This window comes from Pseudomonas sp. FDAARGOS_761 (genome assembly GCF_013343155.1).
GTDB classification, from domain to species: domain Bacteria; phylum Pseudomonadota; class Gammaproteobacteria; order Pseudomonadales; family Pseudomonadaceae; genus Pseudomonas; species Pseudomonas aeruginosa.
In genome coordinates, this window is the sequence record NZ_CP054572.1 from 2,259,995 (window position 1) to 2,281,356 (window position 21,362).

Annotated in this window: 22 protein-coding genes; 10 read left to right on the forward strand and 12 right to left on the reverse strand. The window is 66.9% G+C overall.

What is annotated here, in order from left to right; translation table 11 throughout:
• Window positions 1-107: 107 nt before the first annotated feature.
• Both liuA and liuR read right to left on the reverse strand, forming a co-directional pair.
• A complete protein-coding gene (gene liuA / locus FOC67_RS10680; protein WP_003088600.1) occupies window positions 108-1,271 on the reverse strand; it encodes an isovaleryl-CoA dehydrogenase in 1,164 nt (387 codons plus the stop codon).
• Between the two features lie 48 nt (window positions 1,272-1,319).
• Window positions 1,320-1,724: a liu genes transcriptional regulator LiuR gene (gene liuR / locus FOC67_RS10685; RefSeq protein ID WP_003088601.1), complete on the reverse strand. Its 405-nt coding sequence runs from the start codon at window positions 1,722-1,724 to the stop codon at window positions 1,320-1,322.
• A gap of 192 nt (window positions 1,725-1,916) precedes the next feature.
• Between liuR and FOC67_RS10690 the strand changes: the two genes are divergently transcribed.
• Window positions 1,917-2,846: an SdiA-regulated domain-containing protein gene (locus FOC67_RS10690; protein ID WP_003088602.1), complete on the forward strand. Its 930-nt coding sequence runs from the start codon at window positions 1,917-1,919 to the stop codon at window positions 2,844-2,846.
• A gap of 22 nt (window positions 2,847-2,868) precedes the next feature.
• Here FOC67_RS10690 and FOC67_RS10695 read toward each other — a convergent pair whose 3' ends face one another.
• The 3 genes from FOC67_RS10695 to mexX are packed head-to-tail and all read right to left on the reverse strand — an operon-like array spanning window position 2,869 to window position 7,430.
• The gene (locus FOC67_RS10695; RefSeq protein ID WP_003088607.1) at window positions 2,869-3,087 is read right to left on the reverse strand and encodes a hypothetical protein; all 219 of its coding nucleotides are present in this window, start codon (window positions 3,085-3,087) and stop codon (window positions 2,869-2,871) included.
• Window positions 3,087-6,224: a multidrug efflux RND transporter permease subunit MexY gene (mexY, locus tag FOC67_RS10700; protein WP_003088621.1), complete on the reverse strand. Its 3,138-nt coding sequence runs from the start codon at window positions 6,222-6,224 to the stop codon at window positions 3,087-3,089. Before mexY ends, FOC67_RS10695 begins: the two co-directional genes overlap by 1 nt.
• A 15-nt stretch (window positions 6,225-6,239) precedes the next feature.
• Window positions 6,240-7,430 (reverse strand): multidrug efflux RND transporter periplasmic adaptor subunit MexX, encoded by a 1,191-nt coding sequence (mexX, locus tag FOC67_RS10705; RefSeq protein WP_009315624.1) that lies wholly within the window; start codon window positions 7,428-7,430, stop codon window positions 6,240-6,242.
• Between the two features lie 164 nt (window positions 7,431-7,594).
• On the opposite strand from mexX, the gene amrR reads away from it, so the two are divergent.
• The gene (gene amrR, locus FOC67_RS10710; RefSeq protein WP_003088626.1) at window positions 7,595-8,227 is read left to right on the forward strand and encodes a TetR family transcriptional regulator AmrR; all 633 of its coding nucleotides are present in this window, start codon (window positions 7,595-7,597) and stop codon (window positions 8,225-8,227) included.
• Between the two features lie 5 nt (window positions 8,228-8,232).
• Here amrR and FOC67_RS10715 read toward each other — a convergent pair whose 3' ends face one another.
• Window positions 8,233-8,457 carry a DUF3203 family protein gene (locus FOC67_RS10715; protein ID WP_003088627.1) on the reverse strand — a complete coding sequence of 75 codons (225 nt, stop codon included), beginning with the start codon at window positions 8,455-8,457 and terminating at the stop codon, window positions 8,233-8,235.
• 153 nt (window positions 8,458-8,610) lie between these two features.
• Between FOC67_RS10715 and FOC67_RS10720 the strand changes: the two genes are divergently transcribed.
• Both FOC67_RS10720 and galU read left to right on the forward strand, forming a co-directional pair.
• The gene (locus tag FOC67_RS10720) at window positions 8,611-9,972 is read left to right on the forward strand and encodes a UDP-glucose 6-dehydrogenase (protein WP_003088636.1); all 1,362 of its coding nucleotides are present in this window, start codon (window positions 8,611-8,613) and stop codon (window positions 9,970-9,972) included.
• 47 nt (window positions 9,973-10,019) lie between these two features.
• Entirely contained in the window at window positions 10,020-10,859 is an 840-nt protein-coding gene (galU, locus tag FOC67_RS10725; RefSeq protein ID WP_003088639.1) for a UTP--glucose-1-phosphate uridylyltransferase GalU, read from the forward strand.
• 178 nt (window positions 10,860-11,037) lie between these two features.
• On the opposite strand, the gene FOC67_RS10730 is transcribed toward galU, so the two are convergent.
• Entirely contained in the window at window positions 11,038-11,460 is a 423-nt protein-coding gene (locus tag FOC67_RS10730) for a VOC family protein (RefSeq protein WP_003100368.1), read from the reverse strand.
• 144 nt (window positions 11,461-11,604) lie between these two features.
• Between FOC67_RS10730 and gorA the strand changes: the two genes are divergently transcribed.
• Complete coding sequence (gene gorA / locus FOC67_RS10735; protein WP_003128794.1) at window positions 11,605-12,960, forward strand: glutathione-disulfide reductase; 1,356 nt, start codon at window positions 11,605-11,607, stop codon at window positions 12,958-12,960.
• 54 nt (window positions 12,961-13,014) lie between these two features.
• On the opposite strand, the gene FOC67_RS10740 is transcribed toward gorA, so the two are convergent.
• Window positions 13,015-14,016, reverse strand: a complete 1,002-nt coding sequence (locus FOC67_RS10740; protein ID WP_003128792.1) for a bile acid:sodium symporter family protein — start codon at window positions 14,014-14,016, stop codon at window positions 13,015-13,017.
• A gap of 152 nt (window positions 14,017-14,168) precedes the next feature.
• Window positions 14,169-14,561 carry a hypothetical protein gene (locus FOC67_RS10745; protein WP_003088646.1) on the reverse strand — a complete coding sequence of 131 codons (393 nt, stop codon included), beginning with the start codon at window positions 14,559-14,561 and terminating at the stop codon, window positions 14,169-14,171.
• A gap of 132 nt (window positions 14,562-14,693) precedes the next feature.
• Between FOC67_RS10745 and FOC67_RS10750 the strand changes: the two genes are divergently transcribed.
• Together FOC67_RS10750 and FOC67_RS10755 are read left to right on the forward strand one after the other, a co-directional pair.
• Window positions 14,694-15,167, forward strand: coding sequence for an Lrp/AsnC family transcriptional regulator (locus FOC67_RS10750; protein WP_003088649.1), 474 nt, complete (start codon window positions 14,694-14,696; stop codon window positions 15,165-15,167).
• Between the two features lie 23 nt (window positions 15,168-15,190).
• Complete coding sequence (locus FOC67_RS10755; protein WP_003088651.1) at window positions 15,191-15,490, forward strand: helix-turn-helix domain-containing protein; 300 nt, start codon at window positions 15,191-15,193, stop codon at window positions 15,488-15,490.
• Between the two features lie 74 nt (window positions 15,491-15,564).
• On the opposite strand, the gene FOC67_RS10760 is transcribed toward FOC67_RS10755, so the two are convergent.
• Both FOC67_RS10760 and FOC67_RS10765 read right to left on the reverse strand, forming a co-directional pair.
• A complete protein-coding gene (locus FOC67_RS10760; protein WP_003128788.1) occupies window positions 15,565-15,822 on the reverse strand; it encodes a hypothetical protein in 258 nt (85 codons plus the stop codon).
• Window positions 15,819-16,073, reverse strand: coding sequence for a DUF1127 domain-containing protein (locus FOC67_RS10765; RefSeq protein WP_009315627.1), 255 nt, complete (start codon window positions 16,071-16,073; stop codon window positions 15,819-15,821). Before FOC67_RS10765 ends, FOC67_RS10760 begins: the two co-directional genes overlap by 4 nt.
• A gap of 179 nt (window positions 16,074-16,252) precedes the next feature.
• On the opposite strand from FOC67_RS10765, the gene FOC67_RS10770 reads away from it, so the two are divergent.
• From FOC67_RS10770 to FOC67_RS10780, 3 genes are all read left to right on the forward strand, one after another.
• Window positions 16,253-17,677, forward strand: coding sequence for a PLP-dependent aminotransferase family protein (locus FOC67_RS10770; RefSeq protein ID WP_003100354.1), 1,425 nt, complete (start codon window positions 16,253-16,255; stop codon window positions 17,675-17,677).
• Window positions 17,678-17,811: 134 nt separating this feature from the next.
• A complete protein-coding gene (locus FOC67_RS10775; protein WP_003139694.1) occupies window positions 17,812-18,720 on the forward strand; it encodes a siderophore-interacting protein in 909 nt (302 codons plus the stop codon).
• Window positions 18,720-19,394 carry a class I SAM-dependent methyltransferase gene (locus FOC67_RS10780; RefSeq protein ID WP_009315628.1) on the forward strand — a complete coding sequence of 225 codons (675 nt, stop codon included), beginning with the start codon at window positions 18,720-18,722 and terminating at the stop codon, window positions 19,392-19,394. The genes FOC67_RS10775 and FOC67_RS10780 overlap by 1 nt, the downstream gene beginning before the upstream one ends.
• Window positions 19,395-19,401: 7 nt before the next feature.
• Here the strand turns inward: FOC67_RS10780 and FOC67_RS10785 are convergent, their stop codons facing one another.
• Complete coding sequence (locus tag FOC67_RS10785; RefSeq protein WP_009315629.1) at window positions 19,402-21,060, reverse strand: thiamine pyrophosphate-binding protein; 1,659 nt, start codon at window positions 21,058-21,060, stop codon at window positions 19,402-19,404.
• Window positions 21,061-21,362 lie beyond the last annotated feature (302 nt).

Here is a 21,362-nt window from a genome sequence, read left to right on the forward strand (position 1 = left end):
TCGAGGCGGGCGGAAGCGGTTGGCGCCCGCTCCCGACCTGGCGATGCGCCTGTCGATGCAATGGAATGCCCTCTCCCTGGCGGAAAAGGGCCGGGAAGAGCGAGGCTTCAGCGGGTTTCGTTGAACAGCTCGCGGCCGATCAGCATGCGGCGGATCTCGCTGGTGCCGGCGCCGATCTCGTAGAGCTTGGCGTCGCGCAACAGGCGGCCGGTGGGAAACTCGTTGATGTAGCCGTTGCCGCCGAGGATCTGGATCGCGTCCAGGGCCATCTGGGTGGCGCGCTCGGCGCTGTAGAGGATCACCCCGGCGGCGTCCTTGCGGGTCGTCTCGCCGCGGTCGCAGGCGGCGGCCACGGCGTACAGGTAGGCGCGGCTGGCGTTGAGGGCGGTGTACATGTCGGCCACCTTGCCTTGGACCAGCTGGAATTCGCCGATGCTCTGGCCGAACTGGCGGCGGTCATGAATGTACGGCACCACCACGTCCATGCACGCCTGCATGATTCCCACCGGGCCGCCGGAAAGCACCACGCGCTCGTAGTCGAGGCCGCTCATCAGTACCTTGACCCCACCGTTGACCGCGCCGAGGACGTTCTCCTCGGGCACCTCGACGTCCTGGAAGATCAGTTCGCAGGTGTTCGAGCCGCGCATGCCCAGCTTGTCCAGCTTCGGCCCGCGGCTGAAGCCTTTCCAGTCGCGCTCGACGATGAACGCGGTGATCCCGTGCGCGCCCTTGTCCGCGTCGGTCTTGGCGTAGATCACATAGGTATGAGCATCGGGACCGTTGGTGATCCACATCTTGCTGCCGTTGAGAACGAAGCGGTCGCCGACCCGGTCCGCGCGCAGCTTCATCGAGACCACGTCGGAGCCGGCGTTGGGTTCGCTCATCGCCAGCGCACCGATGTGTTCGCCGGACACCAGGGCCGGCAGGTAGCGGGCCTTCTGTTCGGCGTTGCCGTTGCGCTTGATTTGGTTGACGCAGAGGTTGGAATGCGCGCCATAGGAGAGCGCCACCGAGGCCGAGGCCCGGCTGATCTCTTCCATGACCACGGCGTGTGCCAGGTAGCCCAGCGCCGAACCGCCGTACTCCTCGTCGACGGTGATGCCGAGCAGGCCCATCTCGCCGAACTTGCGCCACATGTCCATGGGGAACTGGTTGTCCTGGTCGATCTGCGCGGCGCGCGGCTGCAGTTCGGCGGTGACGAAGCCGCGGACCTGGTCGCGGAGCATGTCGATGGTTTCGCCGAGGGCGAAGTTGAGGCTGGGATAGGTCATGCTTTCACCTGTAATTGTGCTTGTCCGGTTTAAAGCTTCGAATGAGGTTTATGTTGCAACTGTTTGTTTGTTATAGCTTTTGATCAGCGCCGCTCGACAGCGCTCCTCGGCAGTATCCAGTTCCAGCTGCATCTGTTCGATGTCCAGCAACTGTTGTTCCAGCTGGGCGCGGCGCTCGGCGATCTTCTCCAGCATGGTGTTCAACTGCTTCTGGTTGCCGCTGCTCGGGTCCGGGTCGTAGAGCTCGATCAGTTCGCGGCATTCGGCGAGGGAAAAACCGATGCGCTTGCCGCGCAGGATCAGCTTCAGGCTGACCTTGTCGCGCGGCGAATAGATGCGTTCCTGGCCGCGTCGCTCGGGGGAGAGCAGGCCTTGCTCCTCGTAGAAGCGGATGGCGCGGGTGGTGATGTCCAGTTCGCGGGCGAGATCGGAGATGGTGTAGGTGGTGGACATGCGCAGGCACCTGCTTGTTTACCTTTACGTTAACGTAAAGCTGCACCGAAATCCTGTCAACGCCTGGAACGGGGGAAAAATGACAGCCGTGAAAGATACTTGTCAGAAAGATTTAATCGGCGCCTCATGAAAGGGCACGGATGGCTCTGTTCTGCTTCGCCGAACACTGTGTTTCTCGGAGGAGTCGTAACGATGAGTCGGCTGATGACCTACAGGACGCTGCTGGCTTGCCTGCTCGCCGCGTTGCTTGCGCTGCTGGTGGCGGGTCAGCAGCAGCGCGCGTTCGAGCGCATCTGGTTCAAGCTGGAGCAGCGCTACGGCGGCGATGTTGCGCGCGAGAACGCCCTGCGCCTGGCCGACTATCGGGTCGATATCGAAGCCCGCGTGCTGGGCGCGGAGTCCAACGTCTCGGCGCTGTCCTTCGACCCCAGCCGGCGCAGCCTGGTCAGCGTGACCAACCAGGACCCGCATTTCCTCGAGCTGTCGCTGGACGGCGAATTGCTGCGACGCATCCCCCTGCGCGGTTTCCAGGATCCGGAGGCTATCGAGTACATCCGGCCCGGCGTCTACGTGGTCGCCGAGGAGCGTCGCCAACGCCTGGTAGAGATCCATGTCGACGCCGACACCCGGGTGATCGACATCGACGATCCGCGCAACGCCCGGAAGTTCTCCCTGGGCAGTGCAAACAAGCGCAACAAGGGCTTCGAGGGGTTGGCCTACGACCCGCTGCGCGAGCGCCTGTTCGTGGCCCGGGAAAAGGCGCCGGTGGGCATCATCGAGGTAAACGGCTTCTTCAACGACCGCGGCGAGGCGCTCGACCTGAGCGTCGGCGGCGACCCGCAGCGCGATCGCGGGTTGTTCCTCACCGATCTGTCGAGCCTCTACTACGACAAGGCCAGCGATCACCTGCTGGTGCTTTCCGACGAGTCGCGGGTGGTCATCGAACTGGATCGCGCCGGGGATCCGCTCGGCAGCCTGACCCTGCGTGGTGGCAACCATGGCCTGACGGACGACGTGCCGCAGGCCGAAGGGTTGGCGATGGACGACCGGGGCAGCCTGTACGTGGTCAGCGAGCCGAACCTGTTCTACCGCTTCAGCCGAGCGCTGCCGGCGGCCGACTAGGGTGGGAAAAGGACGGCGGAATTCAGGCTTGCGCGCCGGATAGCGCCGGCGCGTAGCCGATCATCTGTCGCAGCAGCGGGTCGGTGAACTGCTGTTGCCAGTCGTCCAGCTTGCCCCGAAGGTCGGGGCCGTTGGCCGGAACGATGGGGGCCGCGCGCGGCTGGCGAGACGTCGGCGGGCAGGCGCCGAGCAGCCCGACGCACAGTGCCAGGGTGGGGAGCGAGAGTTTCGCTAGGGGCATCAGGCTTGCTCCGTGGGGATCTGGGGCGAGTTGCCGGTGCGCGGCGCCTTGCGCAACCGGAACAGGCGCCCGACCACCAGGAAGAACAGCGGTACCAGGAACACCGCGAGTACCGTGGCGGTGACGATCCCGCCGAGCACCCCGGTGCCGATGGCGACCTGGGCGCCGGAACCGGCGCCGCTGGAGAGCGCCAGCGGGACCACGCCGAAACCGAACGCCAGCGAGGTCATGACGATCGGTCGCAGGCGCAGGCGCGCGGCCTCCAGGGTCGCCTGCAGCAGGCTCATGCCTTCCTGGTAATGGTCCTTGGCCACCTCGATGATGAGGATGGCGTTCTTCGCCGAGAGGCCGATGATGGTGATCAGGCCGACCTTGAAGTAGATGTCGTTGGGCAGACCGCGCAGGCTCACCCCGAGCAGTGCGCCGAGCACGCCCAGCGGCACCACCAGGATCACCGCCAGCGGGATCGACCAGCTTTCGTAGAGGGCGGCTAGGGCGAGGAACACGATCAGCACCGAGAGGGCGAACAGCGCCGGCGCCTGGGCGCCGGACAGGCGTTCTTCGAAGGACTGGCCGGACCACTCGTGGGCGATGCCCTCGGGCAGGCCCTGCATCAATTGCTCCATCGCCTGCATGGCTTCGCCGCTGCTGTAGCCCGGCGCGGCCTGGCCCTCGAGGTTGAACGAGGGATAGCCGTTGTAGCGGGTCAGTTGCGGCGGGCCGAGGGTCCAGGCGGCCTTGGCGAACGTCGCCAGCGGGACCATCTCGCCCTGCTCGTTGCGCACGTGAAGCCGGCCGATGTCGTCGATGCCCAGGCGCTTGGCGCCGTCGGCCTGGACCACCACCTTGCGCACCTGGCTGCCGTGCATGAAGTCGCCGATGTAGTCCGAGCCGAACATCACCGCCAGGGTGGTGTTGATCTCGTCCATGCTCACGCCGAGGGTCTCCGCCTTGCGTCGGTCGATGTCCAGGCGGATCTGCGGCGCCTCGCCCTGGCCGGCGAACATCACGTTGGCCAGGCGCGGGTCCTCGGCGGCGCGCGCCAGCAACTGGTCGCGGGCCTTGACCAGGGCCTCGTAGCCAACCCCGCCACGGTCCTGCAGGCGGAAGTCGAAGCCGCTGGTGGAACCCAGGTCCGGCAGCGGCGGCGAGTTCATCGCATACACCGTACGGTTGGGCAGGCCGGCGAAGCGCTGGTTGATGCGCTCGACGATGGCGCCGACGTGCTGGCTGGCCTCCCGGCGTTCCGACCAGTCCTTCAGGGTGGCGAAGATCATCGCCGAGCTGGTGCCGTCGCCGTACAGGCTGAAGCCGCCGACCGCATAGGCGTAGGCCACCGGTTCGTGCTCCGCCAGGTAGCGCTCGACGTCGCCGACGTTGGCCATGGTCTCCGCCATCGGCGTACCTTCGGGCTGCATCACCATGATCATGAAGTCGCCCTGGTCCTCTTCCGGCAGGAACGCCTGCGGCAGGCGCACGAAGAGCAGGGCGACCACGCCGATGACCAGGGCGTAGACCAGCATCCAGCGGATCGGCCGGGCGAGGATGCCGGCCACCGCGTTGCGGTAGCGTCCGGTCAGGCGCAGGAAGGCGCGGTTGAACCAGCCGAAGAAGCCGCGCTTCTCATGGTGGTCGGCGTCGATCGGGCGCAGCAGGGTGGCGCACAGGGCCGGGGTCAGCGACAGCGCGAGGAACGCCGAGAAGCCGATGGAGACCGCCAGGGTCACCGCGAACTGGCGGTAGATGTTGCCCACCGCGCCGCTGAAGAACGCCATCGGCACGAATACCGAGACCAGCACCACGGTGATGCCGACGATGGCACCGCTGATCTGGCGCATCGCCTTGACCGTGGCGTCGTGCGGCGACAGGCCTTCCTCGGCCATCAGCCGCTCGACGTTCTCCACCACGATGATCGCGTCGTCCACCAGGATGCCGATCGCCAGGACCATGCCGAACATGGTCAGCACGTTGATCGAGAAGCCCAGGCCGAGCATCACCGTGAAGGTGCCGAGCAGGGCCACCGGCACCACCAGCGTCGGGATCAGGGTGGCGCGGAAGTTCTGCATGAACAGGTACATCACGGCGAACACCAGCAGCATCGCCTCGAGCAGGGTGCTGACCACCTTCCTGATCGAGATCTCGACGAACGCCGAGGTGTCATAGGGGATGTTGTAGCTCACGCCCTCCGGGAAGTAGCGCGACAGCTCGTCGAGGGTGGCGCGGATGCGCTTGGCGGTGGCCACCGCGTTGGAGCCGGGCGCCATCTTCACCGCCAGGCCGGTGGCGGTCATCTGGTTGACCCGCGAGACGAAGCCGTACTCGCTCTGGCCGAACTCGACGCGGGCCACGTCGCGCAGGCGGATCGCGCCGCCGTCGGCGCGGATGCGCAGCGGAATCTCGCCGAACTGCTCGGGCGTCACCAGGGTGTCGTCGACCTTCACCGTGGCGCTGATCGGCGCCGAGTCGGGGACCCCGAGGTTGCCGATGTCGCCCACGGTGAGGCGGGCGTTGTGCCGGCGCACGGCGTTGACCAGGTCGCTGGCGCTGAGGTTCATCGAGGTCAGCTTGGCCGGGTCGGGCCAGATGCGCATGGCGTACTCGGCGCCCCAGGTCTCGACCTTGCCCACGCCCTCCACCCGGCGCAGCGCCTGCAACACGTTGGACGAGGCGATCTCGCCCAGTTCCATGGCGTCGTAGCGGCCGCTGGAGGAGGTGAGGGTGACGATCAGCTGGATGCTGTCCGCCGCCTTCTCCACATAGATGCCGTCGCGCCGCACCGACTCGGGCAGGCGCGACTCGACGATCTTCAGGCGGTTCTGCACTTCCACCGCGGCGAGGTCGGCGTTCACGCCCTGGCGGAAGGTCAGGGTCAGCGAAGCCTGGCCGGTGCTGCTGGTGGCCTTGGTGTAGAGCAGGCCGGGCGCGCCGTTCATCTCGCGCTCGATGATCGCGGTCACCGCTTCCTCGACCACCTTGGCCGAGGCGCCGGGATAGCTGGCGCTGACGTTGACCACCGGCGGCGCGATGTCCGGGTACTGGGCGACCGGCAGGAAGCGGATCGCCAGGACCCCGGCGAGCACGATCAGCAGGGAGATCACCCAGGCGAAGACCGGCCGGTCAATGAAGAAACGAGCCATTCGTAGCGTTCTCCGTCACTGGCCCGCCGGCGACGCGGCCAGCGGTGAGGGGGCGTCGGCGCTGGCCGGCTGGCGGACCACCGCCTGGACGCTGGAGCCGGCGGCATGCTGGGCGGCGTTCTCGACGATCACCCGCTCGCCGCCCTTGAGCCCGCGGCTGATGATCCAGTCGCGGCCCTGCAGGGTGTCGGCGCGGACCTCCACGTCTTCCACCACGCCCTGTGGGTTGACCACCTTGACCACGGCGGACTGGGCGGTACGGATCAGCGCGTCGCGCGGGACGGTGATCGCCTGCGGGTTCACCGCGCGCTGCAGGCGCACCTGCACGTAGCCGCCGGGCAGCAATTCGCGATGCGGATTGCGGAACAGGGCACGCATGGCGATGGTGTCGGTGCCGGGGTCGACCGCCAGGTCGGAGAACAGCAGCTCGCCGGCCAGCGGGTACTCGCTGCCGTCGGCCAGGACCAGGCGCACGGCGATGTCCTTGTCGGCGACACCCTTCACCTGGCCTTCGCGGATCGCCCGCTGCATGGCGGCGACTTCGCCGGCCGGCTGGGAGAAGTTCACGTAGAGCGGATCGATCTGCTCGACGCGGGTCAGCGGTGTCGGCGAGTCCTCGCCGACCAGCGCGCCTTCGGTGACCAGCGCACGCCGCGCGCGGCCGTCGATCGGCGCGGTGACCGTGGCGTAGCCCAGGCGCAGGCGGGCCTGCTCCAGTTCGGCCTTGGCCGAGGCAATCTGCGCCAGGGCCTGGCGCGCGTCGGTCTGCGCTTCGGTGTACTCGCGTTCGCTGATGGCGCGGTCCTTGATCAGGTCGGCGTAGCGCTTGAGCTTGTCGGCCGCCGCCGCGTGGCTGGCCTCGGCCCGGGCCAGGGCGCCGCGGCTGATGTCCAGGGCCGCCTTCAAGGGCGCAGGGTCGATCTGGAACAGCACGGTGCCGGCGCGGACGTCCTGGCCTTCCTCGTACAGGCGACGGGTGACGATGCCGGCGACGCGCGCCCGCACTTCAGCCTGGCGGTACGCTTCCAGGCGTCCGGGCAGCTCGCTGGTGATGCCGATGGGCGCCGGCCTGGCGACGATCACGCCGACCTCGGCGGGGGCCTCCGCAGTCTTCCCGGTGTCCGCTGCTTCTTCGCAGCCCAGCAGGAATAGGGCGACCAGGGCCGCCAGCAGCCCGCGCAGCGAGCCGGTCCATTGGATGTGCATGGGTGTCCCTCGATTCGTGAACTCGCGAGCTTGCCCGGGAAAGGGCACCGCAACTCACGAGCGGCGCGACAGTAGCATATAATCAATCATGAGTGATTAATTAATTGGCGTTTCTGTAACATATCCTTATGATCTGCGGCGCCTTTCCCTTGTGAGGACGTTCAGTGGCCAGGAAAACCAAAGAGGAATCCCAGAAAACCCGCGACGGCATACTCGATGCCGCCGAGCGGGTTTTCCTGGAAAAGGGCGTGGGCACTACTGCCATGGCCGACCTGGCGGACGCCGCCGGGGTTTCTCGCGGTGCGGTCTACGGCCACTACAAGAACAAGATCGAGGTCTGCCTGGCGATGTGCGACCGCGCCTTCGGCCAGATTGAGGTACCCGACGAAAACGCCAGGGTGCCGGCGCTGGATATCCTCCTGCGCGCCGGCATGGGCTTTCTCCGCCAGTGCTGCGAGCCCGGTTCGGTGCAGCGGGTGCTGGAGATCCTCTACCTCAAGTGCGAACGCAGCGACGAGAACGAGCCGCTGCTGCGCCGCCGCGAGCTGCTCGAGAAGCAGGGGCAACGCTTCGGCCTCCGGCAGATCCGCCGGGCGGTGGAGCGCGGCGAACTGCCGGCGCGGCTGGACGTCGAGCTGGCCAGCATCTATCTGCAATCGCTCTGGGACGGCATCTGCGGCACCCTGGCCTGGACCGAGCGCCTGCGCGACGATCCCTGGAACCGCGCCGAACGCATGTTCCGCGCCGGCCTCGACAGCCTGCGCAGTTCTCCCTACCTGTTGCTGGCGGACGCCTGAGGGCGTCAATCGTCCGCCATCAGGTGCCTGCGCTGGTCCTCGGCGCCGGCGACCACCAGCCGCTGGGCGTCTTCCTCGCTGATGTGCAGGCGCTTGCCGTCGATGTAGAGCACCGACAGGCGCGCCTCGGCGTCGGTACCGATGCGCAGGCTGTCGACCGGCGCGCGATGCCGGCTGCCTTCGATCTCCACGCTGCAGATGCCTTGTTCCGAATCGATTTCGATGGACATGGGAACCTCCCGTTTTCTCCGCCTACCTTGGGTGGACCCCGGGCATCCGCGCGGGTTCTGTCACGGTAGCTTCACGCCAGCGTCACGCGCCTGCCACCGCGCTTGGCTGCAATCGTCCGCAGAGAGAGGGCGAGGCCAGCGGAGGACGACGCCATGCGGCTATGCGTGATTGGTGCGGGCTATGTGGGACTGGTGACGGCGGCCTGTTTCGCCGAGATGGGCAACCAGGTGCGTTGCGTGGAGCGTGACCGCGAGCGGGTCGCGCGGCTGAGACGCGGCGAGATGCCGATCTACGAACCGGGCCTGGAAAGCATCCTGCGCGATCAGCTGGACGCCGCCCGCCTGACCTTCACCGCCAGCCTGGCGGAAGGCCTGGCCGACGCCGAAGTGGTGTTCATCGCCGTCGGCACGCCGTGCGGCGAGGACGGCTCGGCCGACCTCAGCCACGTGATGGCGGTCGCCGAGCAACTTGGCGCGCAACTGCGCCAGGCCTGCATCGTGGTCAACAAATCGACCGTGCCGGTGGGCACCGCCGAACGGGTCGAAGAGATCATCCGCCTGGGCCTGGCGCGCCGGCGCAAGCGCTTCCGGGTGGCGGTGGCGAGCAATCCGGAGTTCCTCAAGGAAGGCTCGGCGGTGGACGACTTCAGGCGCCCAGACCGGGTCATCATCGGCAGCGCCGAGGCGCAGGCCGGGGAAACCCTGCGCCAGCTCTACGCGCCGTTCCTGCGCAATCACGAGCGGGTCCTGCTGATGGGGCGTCGCGAGGCCGAGTTCAGCAAGTACGCGGCCAATGCCTTCCTCGCCACCAAGATTTCCTTCATGAACGAGATGGCCGGGCTGTGCGCCCTCACCGGCGTCGACATCGAGGACGTGCGCCGCGGCATGGGCAGCGACAAGCGCATCGGCACCCATTTCATCTACGCCGGCTGCGGCTACGGCGGCTCGTGCTTTCCCAAGGACGTCCGCGCGCTGATCCGCAGCGCCGAGCAACAGGGCTTCGATAGCCAGATACTGCGTGCGGTGGAAGCGCGCAACGCGCGGCAGAAGGAACTGCTCTTCGAGACCCTCGGCGAACTGTTCCAGGGACGCTGGCAAGGGCGCACGGTGGCGCTCTGGGGGCTGGCCTTCAAGCCGGGTACCGACGACCTGCGCGAGGCGCCGAGCCTGGTCCTGCTGGAGGCACTGCTGCGCCACGGGGTGCGGGTCAGGGCCCATGACCCGGTGGCCAACGCCGGGGTCGCGGCACGCTATCCGGACGCGCTGGCGTGCGCCCAGTTGACGCTCCACGACTCGCCCTACGCCGCCGTCGAGGGCGCCGATGCCCTGGTGCTGGTGACCGAGTGGAAACAGTTCCGCCAGCCGGACTTCCAGAAAATCCGTGGATCCATGCGAACTCCCCTGTTGGTCGACGGTCGGAATCTCTACGCACCGGCGCGGATGGCGGAACTGGGCTTCATCTACCAGGGCATAGGACGTCCAAGGGCCGGGCATTGTAAGGCGAGCGCAGCCTGATTAGACTGCGCGCCATCCGCATACTTCGTCCATGTCGAAGGATTCTCATGATCAAGAAATGTCTTTTCCCGGCCGCCGGTTACGGCACTCGTTTCCTCCCGGCCACCAAGGCCATGCCCAAGGAAATGCTGCCGGTGGTGAACAAGCCGCTGATCCAGTACGCGGTGGAGGAGGCGCTGGAAGCCGGCCTTTCCGAGATCGGCATCGTCACCGGCCGCGGCAAGCGTTCGCTGGAAGACCACTTCGACATCAGCTACGAGCTGGAACACCAGATCCGCAACACCGACAAGGAAAAGTACCTGGTCGGCATCCGTCGGCTGATCGACGAGTGCACCTTCGCCTACACCCGCCAGGTGGAGATGAAGGGCCTCGGCCACGCCATCCTCACCGGTCGTCCGCTGATCGGCGACGAGCCGTTCGCCGTGGTCCTGGCCGACGACCTGTGCCTGAACCTCGAAGGCGACAGCGTGCTGAAGCAGATGGTCAAGCTGTACAACCAGTTCCGCTGCTCCATCGTGGCGATCCAGGAAGTGCCGCCGGAAGAGACCAACAAGTACGGCGTGATCGCCGGCGAGATGATCCGCGACGATATCTTCCGGGTGAACACCATGGTCGAGAAGCCGAAGCCGGAAGAGGCGCCGTCGAACCTGGCGATCATCGGCCGTTACATCCTGACCCCGGACATCTTCGACCTGATCGAGCAGACCGAACCGGGCAAGGGCGGCGAGATCCAGATCACCGATGCCCTGATGAAGCAGGCCCAGGACGGCTGCGTGCTGGCCTACAAGTTCAAGGGCAAGCGTTTCGACTGCGGCAGCGCCGAGGGTTACATCGAGGCGACCAACTTCTGCTACGAAAACCTCTACAAGACCGGCAAGGCTCACTGAGCCTCGCCGTTCCCGATGAAGAACGCCGCGTCCCCGATGGGGGCGCGGCGTTTTTCGTATGGGGCGAACGGCCATGGGGTATCCGCCCTACCTGAGCTGTCGGCGGGCGTGGCGTTGTTGGCGTTGGGCGAATAACCCCGCCAGCCTGGCCTGGGCCACGCGGCGCCTCCGCGCCCGGTCAGGGAATCGGCAGCGCCTCGGAACCCGGGCCCAGCGGCTGGCCGTAGCTGAACTCCACGTAGTTGCCCGCGGGATCGCGCAGGCCGCAGTAGTAGCCGACCGGATAGGGCTCGTCGCGCGGCGCCCAGACCAGGCAGCCGGCGGCCTCGGCGCGGCGCGCCAGATCGTCTACCGCGGCGCGGCTGGAGAGGGCGAAGCCGAAATGACTGTAATCGTCGCTGGCCAGGTTGCGCGGCTGGCCGCCGGGCATGATGACGAAGATGAAGCGTTGTTCCTGGCCGGGTTCGGCCATCCAGACGATCTGCGAGCCTTTGCCGGGGCGCCGGTGGATCACCCGCATGCCGCAGAAGGTTTCGTAGAAGGCGATGCAGGCGTCGAGGTCGGGGACGTGCAGCGCCAGGTGGGTGAGGGTGGGGGACATCGCGCTTACCTCCACGGACAAGCATAGCCCATCGCCTGCCAGGCCCTGCGCTGAGCCGTTTCGACAGGTTTCTGCGTCGATCCGGCGGGAGCCGACGCTGGTGAATGGGTTATGCTGGAACGCATCTGATCCAGGAGTAGGAACATGTCTTTCGATTTCGATCTGTTCGTCATCGGCGCCGGCTCCGGGGGCGTACGCGCCGCCCGCTTCGCCGCCGGCTTCGGTGCCCGTGTCGCGGTGGCGGAGAGTCGCTACCTGGGTGGCACCTGCGTCAACGTCGGCTGCGTGCCGAAGAAGCTGCTGGTCTATGGCGCGCATTTCAGCGAGGACTTCGAGCAGGCCCGGGCCTATGGCTGGAGCGCCGGCGAGGCGCAGTTTGATTGGGCGACCCTGATCGGCAACAAGAACCGCGAGATCCAGCGGCTCAACGGGATCTACCGCAACCTGCTGGTGAACAGCGGGGTGACCTTGCTCGAAGGTCACGCCCGTCTGCTCGATGCGCACAACGTCGAGGTGGACGGCCAGCGCTTCAGCGCCAAGCACATTCTCGTCGCCACCGGTGGCTGGCCGCAGGTGCCGGACATTCCCGGCAAGGAACACGCGATCACCTCCAACGAAGCGTTCTTCCTCGAGCGCCTGCCGCGCCGCGTGCTGGTGGTCGGCGGCGGCTACATCGCCGTCGAGTTCGCCTCGATCTTCAACGGGCTCGGCGCCGAGACCACCTTGCTCTACCGTCGCGACCTGTTCCTGCGCGGCTTCGACCGCAGCGTCCGCGAACACCTGCGCGACGAATTGGGCAAGAAGGGCCTGGACCTGCAGTTCAACAGCGACATCGCCCGTATCGACAAACAGGCCGATGGCAGCCTGGCCGCGACCCTCAAGGACGGCCGGGTGCTGGAGGCGGACTGCGTGTTCTATGCCACCGGGCGGCGGCCGATGCTGGATGACCTTGGCCTGGAAAACACCGGAGTGAAGCTGACCGACAAGGGCTTCATCGCGGTCGACGAGCATTACCAGACCAGCGAGCCGTCGATCCTCGCCCTGGGCGACGTGATCGGTCGCGTCCAGTTGACCCCCGTGGCGCTGGCCGAGGGCATGGCGGTGGCGCGGCGGCTGTTCAAGCCGGAGGAGTACCGTCCGGTGGACTACAAGTTGATTCCCACCGCGGTGTTCAGCCTGCCCAACATCGGCACCGTCGGCCTGACCGAGGAGGAGGCGCTGAGCGCCGGGCACAAGGTGAAGATCTTCGAGAGCCGCTTCCGGCCGATGAAGCTGACCCTTACCGACGACCAGGAAAAGACCCTGATGAAGCTGGTCGTGGATGCCCACGACGACAGGGTGCTGGGCTGCCACATGGTCGGCGCCGAGGCCGGCGAGATCCTCCAGGGTATCGCGGTGGCGATGAAGGCCGGGGCGACCAAGCAGGCGTTCGACGAGACCATCGGCATCCACCCGACCGCGGCGGAAGAGTTCGTCACCCTGCGCACGCCGACGCGCTGAGCCGCGTCTGAACGAAGAAGCCGGCCCCAGGGCCGGCTTCTTTCATTTTCGCGCTCAGCGCGAGGGGGCCTCGGCCAGCGCCGCCGCTGCGTCGTCGCGGCGCCTGGCGTAGCGTTGCGCGAGCACCGCGCAGACCATCAGCTGGATCTGGTGGAACAGCATCAGCGGCAACACCATCGGCCCCACCGCACTGGTGGCGAACAGCACCTTGGCCATGGGCACGCCGGTGGCCAGGCTCTTCTTCGAACCGCAGAAGACGATGGTGATCTCGTCTTCCTTGCTGAAGCCCAGGCGTCGCGCCAGCACCGTGGTCAGCACCAGGGCCAGGGCGAGGATCACGCAGCAGGCGACGGTCAGGCCGAGCAGCGCCAGCCAGGGTACTTCGTGCCACAGACCCTGGATCACCGCGGCGCTGAAGGCGGTGTAGACCACCAGCAGGATCGAGCCCTGGTCGACATAGCGTAGCACCGGCTTGTTGCGCTCCACCCAGGCGCCGATCCAGCGCCGCAGGACCTGGCCGGCGATGAAGGGTACCAGCAGTTGCAGGGTGATCTTGCCGATGGCGTCCAGCGCGTTGCCGGTCTCGCCTTCGGCGCCGAGCAGCAGCTTGACCAGCAGCGGGGTGAGGAATACGCCGAGCAGGCTCGACACGGAAGCGCTGCATACCGCTGCCGGCACGTTGCCGCGCGCCAGCGAGGTGAAGGCGATGGAGGATTGCACCGTGGCCGGCAGGGCGCAGAGGAACAGGATGCCGAGGTACAGCTCCGGGGTGACCATCGGCGACAGCGCCGGTTTCAGCGCCAGGCCGAGCAGCGGGAACATCACGAAGGTGCAGGCGAACACCAGCAGGTGCAGGCGCCAGTGGGTCATGCCGGCGACGATCGCCTGGCGCGACAGCTTGGCGCCGTGGAGGAAGAACAGCAGGCCGATGCCGATGTTGGTCACCCATTCGAAGACCACGGCGGTCTGGCCGCTGCAGGGCAGGAAAGTGGCGAGAAGGACGGTGGCGATCAGCGCCAGGGTGAAGTTATCCGGAAGGAAACGCGGTCGGGACATGGGCACGCTCTGCAGGATCGGGGAACACACGGCAGTCTTCTGGCTGCCTGGCGAACCTGCACTGTAGCCATGGGCTGGGCGACCGGCTAACGCCAGAAGGCCAGCCGATGACGCTGAGTGGACAGGGCGGCCGCCGCGCCGCCCCGAGGGGCTCAGACGACGCTGGCCAGCAGCGGCTCGCTGACGCTGGGACGGACCTTGCCGGCATGGGGAGAGAACTCCAGGCGGACGGCGAGCACGGTGACCAGCGAGCGCAGTTTCTCCGCGATCACGCTGGCGCGGTGCTGGCTGAGGCCGGGGAAGGTCAGCAGCAGGCGGATCTTGTGGTCCTCGCGGTCGGCACGAACCCGCTCCGGGGTGAAGGACTGCACGGCGAACAGGTTGAGCACCCGGCACAGCAGGTCCGGGTCGGCCATGCCCTCGATATGGAAGATCGACAGGGTCTCGGTATCTGCGCAGGAGGTTTCCCAGACGTTCGGGCGGATCACCTGGCGTTCTTCGCCGTCAGGGTGTTTGGCCAGGAAAAGGGGGGCGAGGGTTGACATGTGACGCTCCAGGCAGTGTTTCGACGAGAGAAATTCTCCCAGAGGCGTGCCGGATTTTTTCTCCTGTTTTTGCGTGATTTTGCGCTATCTGTGCATACTTGATCCCTATATTTTTCTTTGTAGGGAATATTTATGTCCATTCCGCTGGATATGTACGATCAGCGTATTCTCGCTTTGCTGCAGGAGGAATCCTCGCTTTCCACCGCCGAGATCGCCGAGCGCATCGGACTTTCCCAGTCGCCCTGCTGGCGGCGCATCCAACGCCTGAAGGAGGAGGGGGTGATCCGCAAGCAGGTGACCCTGCTCGACCGCAAGAAGATCGGCCTGAATACCCAGGTATTCGCCCAGATCAAGCTCAACGCCCATGGGCGCAAGAACCTCACCGACTTCGCCGAGGCGATGCACCAGTTTCCCGAGGTGCTGGAGTGCCACGTACTGATGGGCGCGGTGGACTTCATGCTGCGTATCGTCACCCGCGATATCGAATCCTACGAACGCTTTTTCTTCGAGAAGCTGTCGGCGGTGCCGGGCATCCAGGAAGTGAACTCCATCGTCGCCTTGTCGGAAATCAAATCCACCACTACCTTGCCCCTGCTCGCTCCCTGAGCCTTCCCGGAGAACGCCTGCCCATGACCATCAGCAAGACCAAGTCCAGCTTCTACCGCCGCCTCTACGTCGCCTACCTGATCGACAGCGGCATCGCCAGCGTGCCGGAGATCATGGCCGCCACCGGCATGCCCCGGCGTACCGCCCAGGACACCATCGCCGCGCTGGAGGAACTGGACATCGTCTGCGAGTTCGAGCAGCGGGAGGGTGCGCGCAACCACCAGGGCGGCTATGTCATCCGCGACTGGGGGGCGGTACGGCGGGAGTGGGTGGTCGAGCAGCATCGGCGAATCGCGGCGGCGCTGGAGTATCCGGCGCAATGAGCCACGCGCTGGCGGCCATATGCATATAAAAGAAGGAGGGGCTCAAACTGCCTCCCCTCCCGAGCATGCGTTCTTCAGATGCCGCGCTGTTCCAGGGTGGCCTGGCGAGCGCGCTGGGCCAGCTCCTCGGCGGGCTGGACGCTGCTGCCGGCGGTAGGCGGCGGTGACGGCATATGCGGCTTGAGGTAGGCCGCCAGGCTGACGCCGCAGTAGACCAGCAGGGCCATGGCGATCAGCGCCTTGTATGGGTCGATGTCGGATCGGCGCTTGCAGACCATACAGATATGCCCTTCGCTGGCTGGGCGTTCGCCACAGTTGCGACAGCGGATCATCCCTTCCTCCCGCCGGATTTTCCCGCCTGCCAGAACGCCAGCGAGGCTTCCTCGCGGGCCTGCTCGGCGCTCAGGCCGATATCCTTCAGTTCCGCCGCTTCCAGGTCCAGCAGCGCGCGCCGGGTCAACTGGCGTTGCCGGGCCAGGCGATAGCCGCGACGCAGGGCCTGCGCCAGGTTGTCCATCGCGGTGAGTGGGAAGGGGCCATCGAGGCGTTGGCGGCGCTCGGATTTCGCACTGAGTCGCGTCATGCTGCGTACTCCATATTGATCGGCTGGACGACGGAGATAGAATGGCCATCGCGCGCTGTTCCGTACAGGTCCAGAAAAGGTGGGTTGACTGCATACAGATCAAGCGCTCCCCGGCCTGAATGGTGGATTTCGCCACCATCTGTACCGGTCCCGCTTTCGCTCACCCTGGAGTCCCGCTCATGACCCTTTATCTGCAACTCGCCGAGACCCTCGGTTCGCGCATCGAACAGGGCCTCTACCGTCCGGGCGACCGGCTGCCCTCGGTGCGGGCCATGAGCATCGAGCACGGCGTCAGCCTGAGCACCGTGCAACAGGCATACAGGCTGCTGGAAGATCGCGGGCTGGCCGAGCCGCGGCCGAAGTCCGGCTATTTCGTACCGGTCGCGCGACAGATGCCGCCGCTGCCGGCGATCGCCCGCCTGGCCCAGCGGCCGGTGGAAATCTCGCAATGGGAGCAGGTGCTGGCCCTGGTCAGCACGGTACCGCGGCCGGACGTGGTCCAGCTCGGCCGCGGCATGCCGGACATCTCCAGCCCTTCGCTGAAACCGCTGACCCGCAGCCTGGCCCGGCTCAACCGCCACGCCGACGCCCGTGCGCTGGCCTACGACGGGATCCACGGCTCGCCGTTGCTGCGCGAGGAAGTCGCCCGCCTGTTGGTGGACTCTGGCTGTCGGGCCACCGCCAGCGACGTGGTGATCACCACCGGCTGCCACGAGGCCCTGTCGGTGAGCATCCGCGCGGTGTGCGAACCGGGCGACATCGTCGCGGTGGAGTCGCCGAGCTTCCATGGCGCCATGCAATCGCTGAAAGGCCTCGGCATGAAGGCCCTGGAGATCCCCACCGATCCGGTCAACGGCATCAGCCTGGAAGCCCTCGAACTGGCGCTGGAACAGTGGCCGATCAAGGCCATCCAGGTGACCCCGAACTGCAACAACCCGCTCGGCTACATCATGCCCGAGTCGCGCAAGCGGGCGCTGCTGGCCCTGGCCCAGCGCTACGACGTGGCGATCATCGAGGACGATGTCTACGGCGACCTGGCCTACACCTATCCGCGCCCGCGCACCATCAAGTCGTACGACGACGATGGCCGGGTGCTGCTCTGCGGGTCGTTCTCCAAGGTCCTGGCGCCGGGCCTGCGGATCGGCTGGATGGTACCCGGGCGCTACGCCGACCGCGTGCTGCACATGAAGTACATCAGTACCGGCGCCAGCGCCCTGCAACCGCAACTGGCGATCGCCGAATTCATCGGCAACGGCCACTACGAGCCGCACTTGCGGCGCATGCGCGCCCAGTACCAGCGCGGACGCGATCTGATGATCGACTGGGTGGCGCGCTATTTCCCGGAGGGCACCCGCGCCAGCCGGCCCCAGGGCGGTTTCCTGCTCTGGGTCGAACTGGACGAGGCGTTCGACACCCTGCGCCTGGACAAGGCCTTGCGCAACCGCGGCGTACAAGTCGCGGTGGGCTGCATCTTCTCCGCTTCCGGCAAGTACCGGAACTGCCTGCGGATGAACTACGCGGCGTTGCCGACCCCGGCCATCGAGCAGGCGGTCAGGCGAGTAGGGGAGAGCGCTTGCGAGCTGCTGGAGCCTTGCGAGGCCTGAGCGGCAGTCGTGCTTTCGACGCAGTCGACGATTGCACAAATAGCAAATGCTAATCATTCGCATTGTTTGCTAGAGTTGCCTGATGCATGCATCCGCCGGCGCCGCTGGGCGCCGGTCACCAGGAGACCATCGTCATGTCGCAACCCGCCTATCGTCTGTTCAATGTCGAACTCAAGCGCCGCGAGCAACTCAGCCCGGCGCTGACCCGCTTCGTCTTCGGCGGCCCGGAGGTCGCCGAGATGAAGACCCTGGCCGCCGACCAGCGGATCAAGATCTTCTTCCCCGATGCCAGCGGCCAGCCGCCCAGCCTGCCCGGTGGCAGCGAGTGGTACCAGGCCTATCGCAGCGTCGAGCCGGCTCGCCGGCCGCCGATGCGTACCTACACCATCCGTGCGCTGCGCGCCGAGCAGGAGGAGGTCGACGTGGAGTTCGTCCTCCACGGCGAGAACGGCCCGGCCTCGGCCTGGGCGACCCACGCGCGGATCGGCGACCGCCTGCAACTGGCCGCGCCCAACCGGCAATACGGCGATGACCCCGGCGGCTACGAATGGAAGCCGCCGGCTGGCGTCCGCCATATCCTGCTGATCGCCGACGAAACCGCCTTGCCCGCGGTGGCGGGAATTCTCGAGGAGCTGGCCGGCGAAGCCGAGCCGCCGGTGGTCGAGGCCTTTCTCGAAGTGCCGGGAGAAGCCGATATCCTCGACCTGCCGGCGATTCCCGGTGCGCGCCTGCACTGGCTGCCGCGCCACCAGGCCGGCATCCATTCGCGCAACGGCGAGCGGATGATCGAGGCGGCGCGCCAGGCGCGGCTGCCGGAGCGCGAGGTGGCGGGTGGTGCGGCCCAGGAGCTGGAGGACATCGATATCGACGAGGAGATCCTCTGGGAACTGGCGAGCCCCGAGAGCGGCAGTTTCTACGCCTGGGTCGCCGGCGAGTCGGCGGCGGTGATGGCGATCCGGCGCTACCTGGTGCAGGAGCGCGGTATCGACAAGCGTCATCTGACCCTGATGGGCTATTGGCGCCTGGGCAAGGTGTTCGACTGATGGGCCGCTTCGTCGGGAAACAGGCGGACGGCTACGAGACGCGGATCGGCCGCCTGTTGCCGGGCTACGAGTTGCTGCACCTGCTCAGTCGCGCGCAGTTGCTGGCCCGTATGCCGGAACGGGCGCGCCTGCTCAGCGTCGGCTGCGGCGCCGGCGGCGAACTGGCGGAGCTGGCCGGGTTGCGTCCAGGCTGGCGTTTCGTCGGGGCGGACCTGTCGGCCGACATGCTCGCCCTGGCCCGCCAGCGCTGCGCCAGGCTCGGCCTGCTGGAGCGGATCGAGCTGCACTGCGGCGACGTCGCCGGGCTACCGCCTGCGCCGCCTTGCGATGCGGCGCTGGTCCTGCTGGTGCTGCATTTCCTGCGCGGCGACCAGGCCAAGCGGCGCTTCCTCGAGGCGGTCGCCGAGCGTCTGGCGCCAGCGGCGCCGTTGCTGCTGGCCAACCTGATGGAAGCCCGGGACGCCTTCGAACGCCCGGTGCAGGCCGAGGCCTGCCGTTTGGCCGGGCTTTCCCCGGAGGACAGCGACGGCATGCTGCAACGCTTGCGCGAGGATTTCGATCCGTTGTCCGAGCAGCGCCTCGGCGAACTGCTGGAAGACACCGGCTTCGTCCTGCCCAGCCGCTATTTCCAGGCCGTGGGCTACCAGGCCTGGATCGCCTTCCGCGCCGGCTGAGGATGCCTCAGGCGAGGCGCGCCTGCGGCGTGATCTGGCGTGGGTCGGTCAGCAGCTCCAGCAGCGCCGGGCGTCCGCTTTCGCGGGCGCGGCGGAACGCGGCGGGGAAGTCGGCGCTGCATTCCACTCGTTCGGCGTGGGCGCCGAAGGCTCGCGCCAGGGCGACGAAGTCGGGGTTGTCCAGGCGGGTGGCGGATACCCGCCCGGGATATTCGCGTTCCTGATGCATGCGGATGGTGCCGAGCATGCCGTTGTTGACCACGATCACCACCGGCGTCGCGCCGAACTGCGCGGCGGTCGCCAGCTCCTGCGGATACATCATGAAACAGCCGTCGCCGGCGAAGCACACCACGCTGCGCTGCGGATCGCGCAGGCTGGCGGCGATCGCGGCGGGCAGGCCGTAGCCCATGGCGCCGTTGGTCGGCGCCAACTGCGTGCGGGCCTGGCGATAGCGGTAGAAGCGATGCACCCAGACGGCATAGTTGCCGGCACCGTTGGCGATCACCGCGTCGTCCGGCAGGTTTTCGCTGAGGTACGCGACCACGGACGCCAGGTCGACGCCCTGGATGGCGGGGTCGCTCGCGGCCGGGGTCGAGTAGGCCAGGTAGTCGGCATGGGCGGCTTCGCGCCAGTCCTGCCAGGTGCTCGAGGGCAACGGCGCGAGGTCGGCCAGGGCCTCGGCGAAGGTACACGGGGTGGCCTGGATCGGCAGTCGCGCCAGGTAGACGCGGTTCAGTTCCGCGCTGTCCGGATGCACGTGGACCAGCGTCTGCGCGGGGGCCGGACTACGCACCAGGCTGTAGCCGGCGCTCGGCGTTTCGCCCAGGCGCGCCCCGACCACCAGCAGCAGGTCGGCCTGGCGCAGCCGCTCCAATAGTGCCGGCGCCGCGCCGAAGCCCAGTTGCCCGGCGTAGTGCGGGTCACGGTTGTCGAACAGGTCCTGGCGACGGAATGAGGTGGCCACCGGTAGGCCATTGGCCTCGACGAAGGCGCCTAGCCGTTTCCTGGCGGCGCCGTCCCAGCCGCTGCCGCCAAGTACCAGCAGGGGCCGCCTGGCGTTCGCCAGCAGTTCGCGCAGTTCTGCCATCGCCGTGGCGCCCGGCCGCCCCGGAAGCACCCTTGGCACCGGCGCATCGGCGACCTGCGCGGAACCGAAGAGGATTTCCTCGGGCAGGGCGACCACGACCGGGCCCGGTCGGCCCGAGGTGGCGACGCTGAAGGCGCGGCCGACGATCTCCGGGATGCGTTCGATACGGTCGATTTCCACGGCCCACTTCGCCAGGCCCGAGAACATCTGCACGTAGTCGACTTCCTGGAACGCCTCGCGGCCCTTGAAGGCGCTTTCCACCTGGCCGACGAACAGGATCATCGGCGTCGAGTCCTGCTGCGCCGTGTGCACGCCATTCGCCGCATGGGTGGCACCGGGGCCGCGGGTGACGAAGCAGATGCCTGGTCGGCCGGTCAGCTTGCCGTAGGCATCGGCCATGTTCGAGGCGGCACCCTCGTGGCGGGTGACGACGGTGCGGATGCCGTCGGCGTCGTACAGCGCGTCGAGCACCGGCAGGTAGCTTTCCCCGGGGATGCAGTAGACGGTATCGACGGCATTGCGCCGCAATGCCTCTACCAGGATCTGCCCGCCGTTGCGCTGGGGAAGGGAGTCGGACATGAGGGCCTCGCTGCGCACGTTGTGGTTGCCCCGATCTTCGGCCCAAAGCGCGCCAGCGCCAAGCGACCTTTCTTCGCGAGTTCATTCCCGTGGCGCATGAACCCTCGTTCTTCGTTCCGGGGGAGGCCCCTTTCAGCACTTCATCTGGAAGGGATGGGCCTGGAGCGTCATCGCAACGGATCTCCCCTAGGCGGATCGGAGAGCGCGGTTTTCCGTTCGTTTCTCCATCTTCTCCTCAACTATGTCTATGTAACTATTTCCTCTAGCAAAAAGGATTGTTCTTACATTATTTATAAATTTTC

Excerpts from the sequence above, each read along its gene's own strand:
- liuA (WP_003088600.1), bottom strand. The coding sequence starts at position 1,271 with ATGACCTATCCCAGCCTCAACTTCGCCCTCGGCGAAACCATCGACATG.
- liuR (WP_003088601.1), bottom strand. The coding sequence starts at position 1,724 with ATGTCCACCACCTACACCATCTCCGATCTCGCCCGCGAACTGGACATC.
- FOC67_RS10690 (WP_003088602.1), top strand. The coding sequence starts at position 1,917 with ATGAGTCGGCTGATGACCTACAGGACGCTGCTGGCTTGCCTGCTCGCC.
- FOC67_RS10695 (WP_003088607.1), bottom strand. The coding sequence starts at position 3,087 with ATGCCCCTAGCGAAACTCTCGCTCCCCACCCTGGCACTGTGCGTCGGG.
- mexY (WP_003088621.1), bottom strand. The coding sequence starts at position 6,224 with ATGGCTCGTTTCTTCATTGACCGGCCGGTCTTCGCCTGGGTGATCTCC.
- mexX (WP_009315624.1), bottom strand. The coding sequence starts at position 7,430 with ATGCACATCCAATGGACCGGCTCGCTGCGCGGGCTGCTGGCGGCCCTG.
- FOC67_RS10715 (WP_003088627.1), bottom strand. The coding sequence starts at position 8,457 with ATGTCCATCGAAATCGATTCGGAACAAGGCATCTGCAGCGTGGAGATC.
- FOC67_RS10720 (WP_003088636.1), top strand. The coding sequence starts at position 8,611 with ATGCGGCTATGCGTGATTGGTGCGGGCTATGTGGGACTGGTGACGGCG.
- galU (WP_003088639.1), top strand. The coding sequence starts at position 10,020 with ATGATCAAGAAATGTCTTTTCCCGGCCGCCGGTTACGGCACTCGTTTC.
- FOC67_RS10730 (WP_003100368.1), bottom strand. The coding sequence starts at position 11,460 with ATGTCCCCCACCCTCACCCACCTGGCGCTGCACGTCCCCGACCTCGAC.
- gorA (WP_003128794.1), top strand. The coding sequence starts at position 11,605 with ATGTCTTTCGATTTCGATCTGTTCGTCATCGGCGCCGGCTCCGGGGGC.
- FOC67_RS10740 (WP_003128792.1), bottom strand. The coding sequence starts at position 14,016 with ATGTCCCGACCGCGTTTCCTTCCGGATAACTTCACCCTGGCGCTGATC.
- FOC67_RS10745 (WP_003088646.1), bottom strand. The coding sequence starts at position 14,561 with ATGTCAACCCTCGCCCCCCTTTTCCTGGCCAAACACCCTGACGGCGAA.
- FOC67_RS10750 (WP_003088649.1), top strand. The coding sequence starts at position 14,694 with ATGTCCATTCCGCTGGATATGTACGATCAGCGTATTCTCGCTTTGCTG.
- FOC67_RS10755 (WP_003088651.1), top strand. The coding sequence starts at position 15,191 with ATGACCATCAGCAAGACCAAGTCCAGCTTCTACCGCCGCCTCTACGTC.
- FOC67_RS10760 (WP_003128788.1), bottom strand. The coding sequence starts at position 15,822 with ATGATCCGCTGTCGCAACTGTGGCGAACGCCCAGCCAGCGAAGGGCAT.
- FOC67_RS10765 (WP_009315627.1), bottom strand. The coding sequence starts at position 16,073 with ATGACGCGACTCAGTGCGAAATCCGAGCGCCGCCAACGCCTCGATGGC.
- FOC67_RS10770 (WP_003100354.1), top strand. The coding sequence starts at position 16,253 with ATGACCCTTTATCTGCAACTCGCCGAGACCCTCGGTTCGCGCATCGAA.
- FOC67_RS10775 (WP_003139694.1), top strand. The coding sequence starts at position 17,812 with ATGTCGCAACCCGCCTATCGTCTGTTCAATGTCGAACTCAAGCGCCGC.
- FOC67_RS10780 (WP_009315628.1), top strand. The coding sequence starts at position 18,720 with ATGGGCCGCTTCGTCGGGAAACAGGCGGACGGCTACGAGACGCGGATC.
- FOC67_RS10785 (WP_009315629.1), bottom strand. The coding sequence starts at position 21,060 with ATGTCCGACTCCCTTCCCCAGCGCAACGGCGGGCAGATCCTGGTAGAG.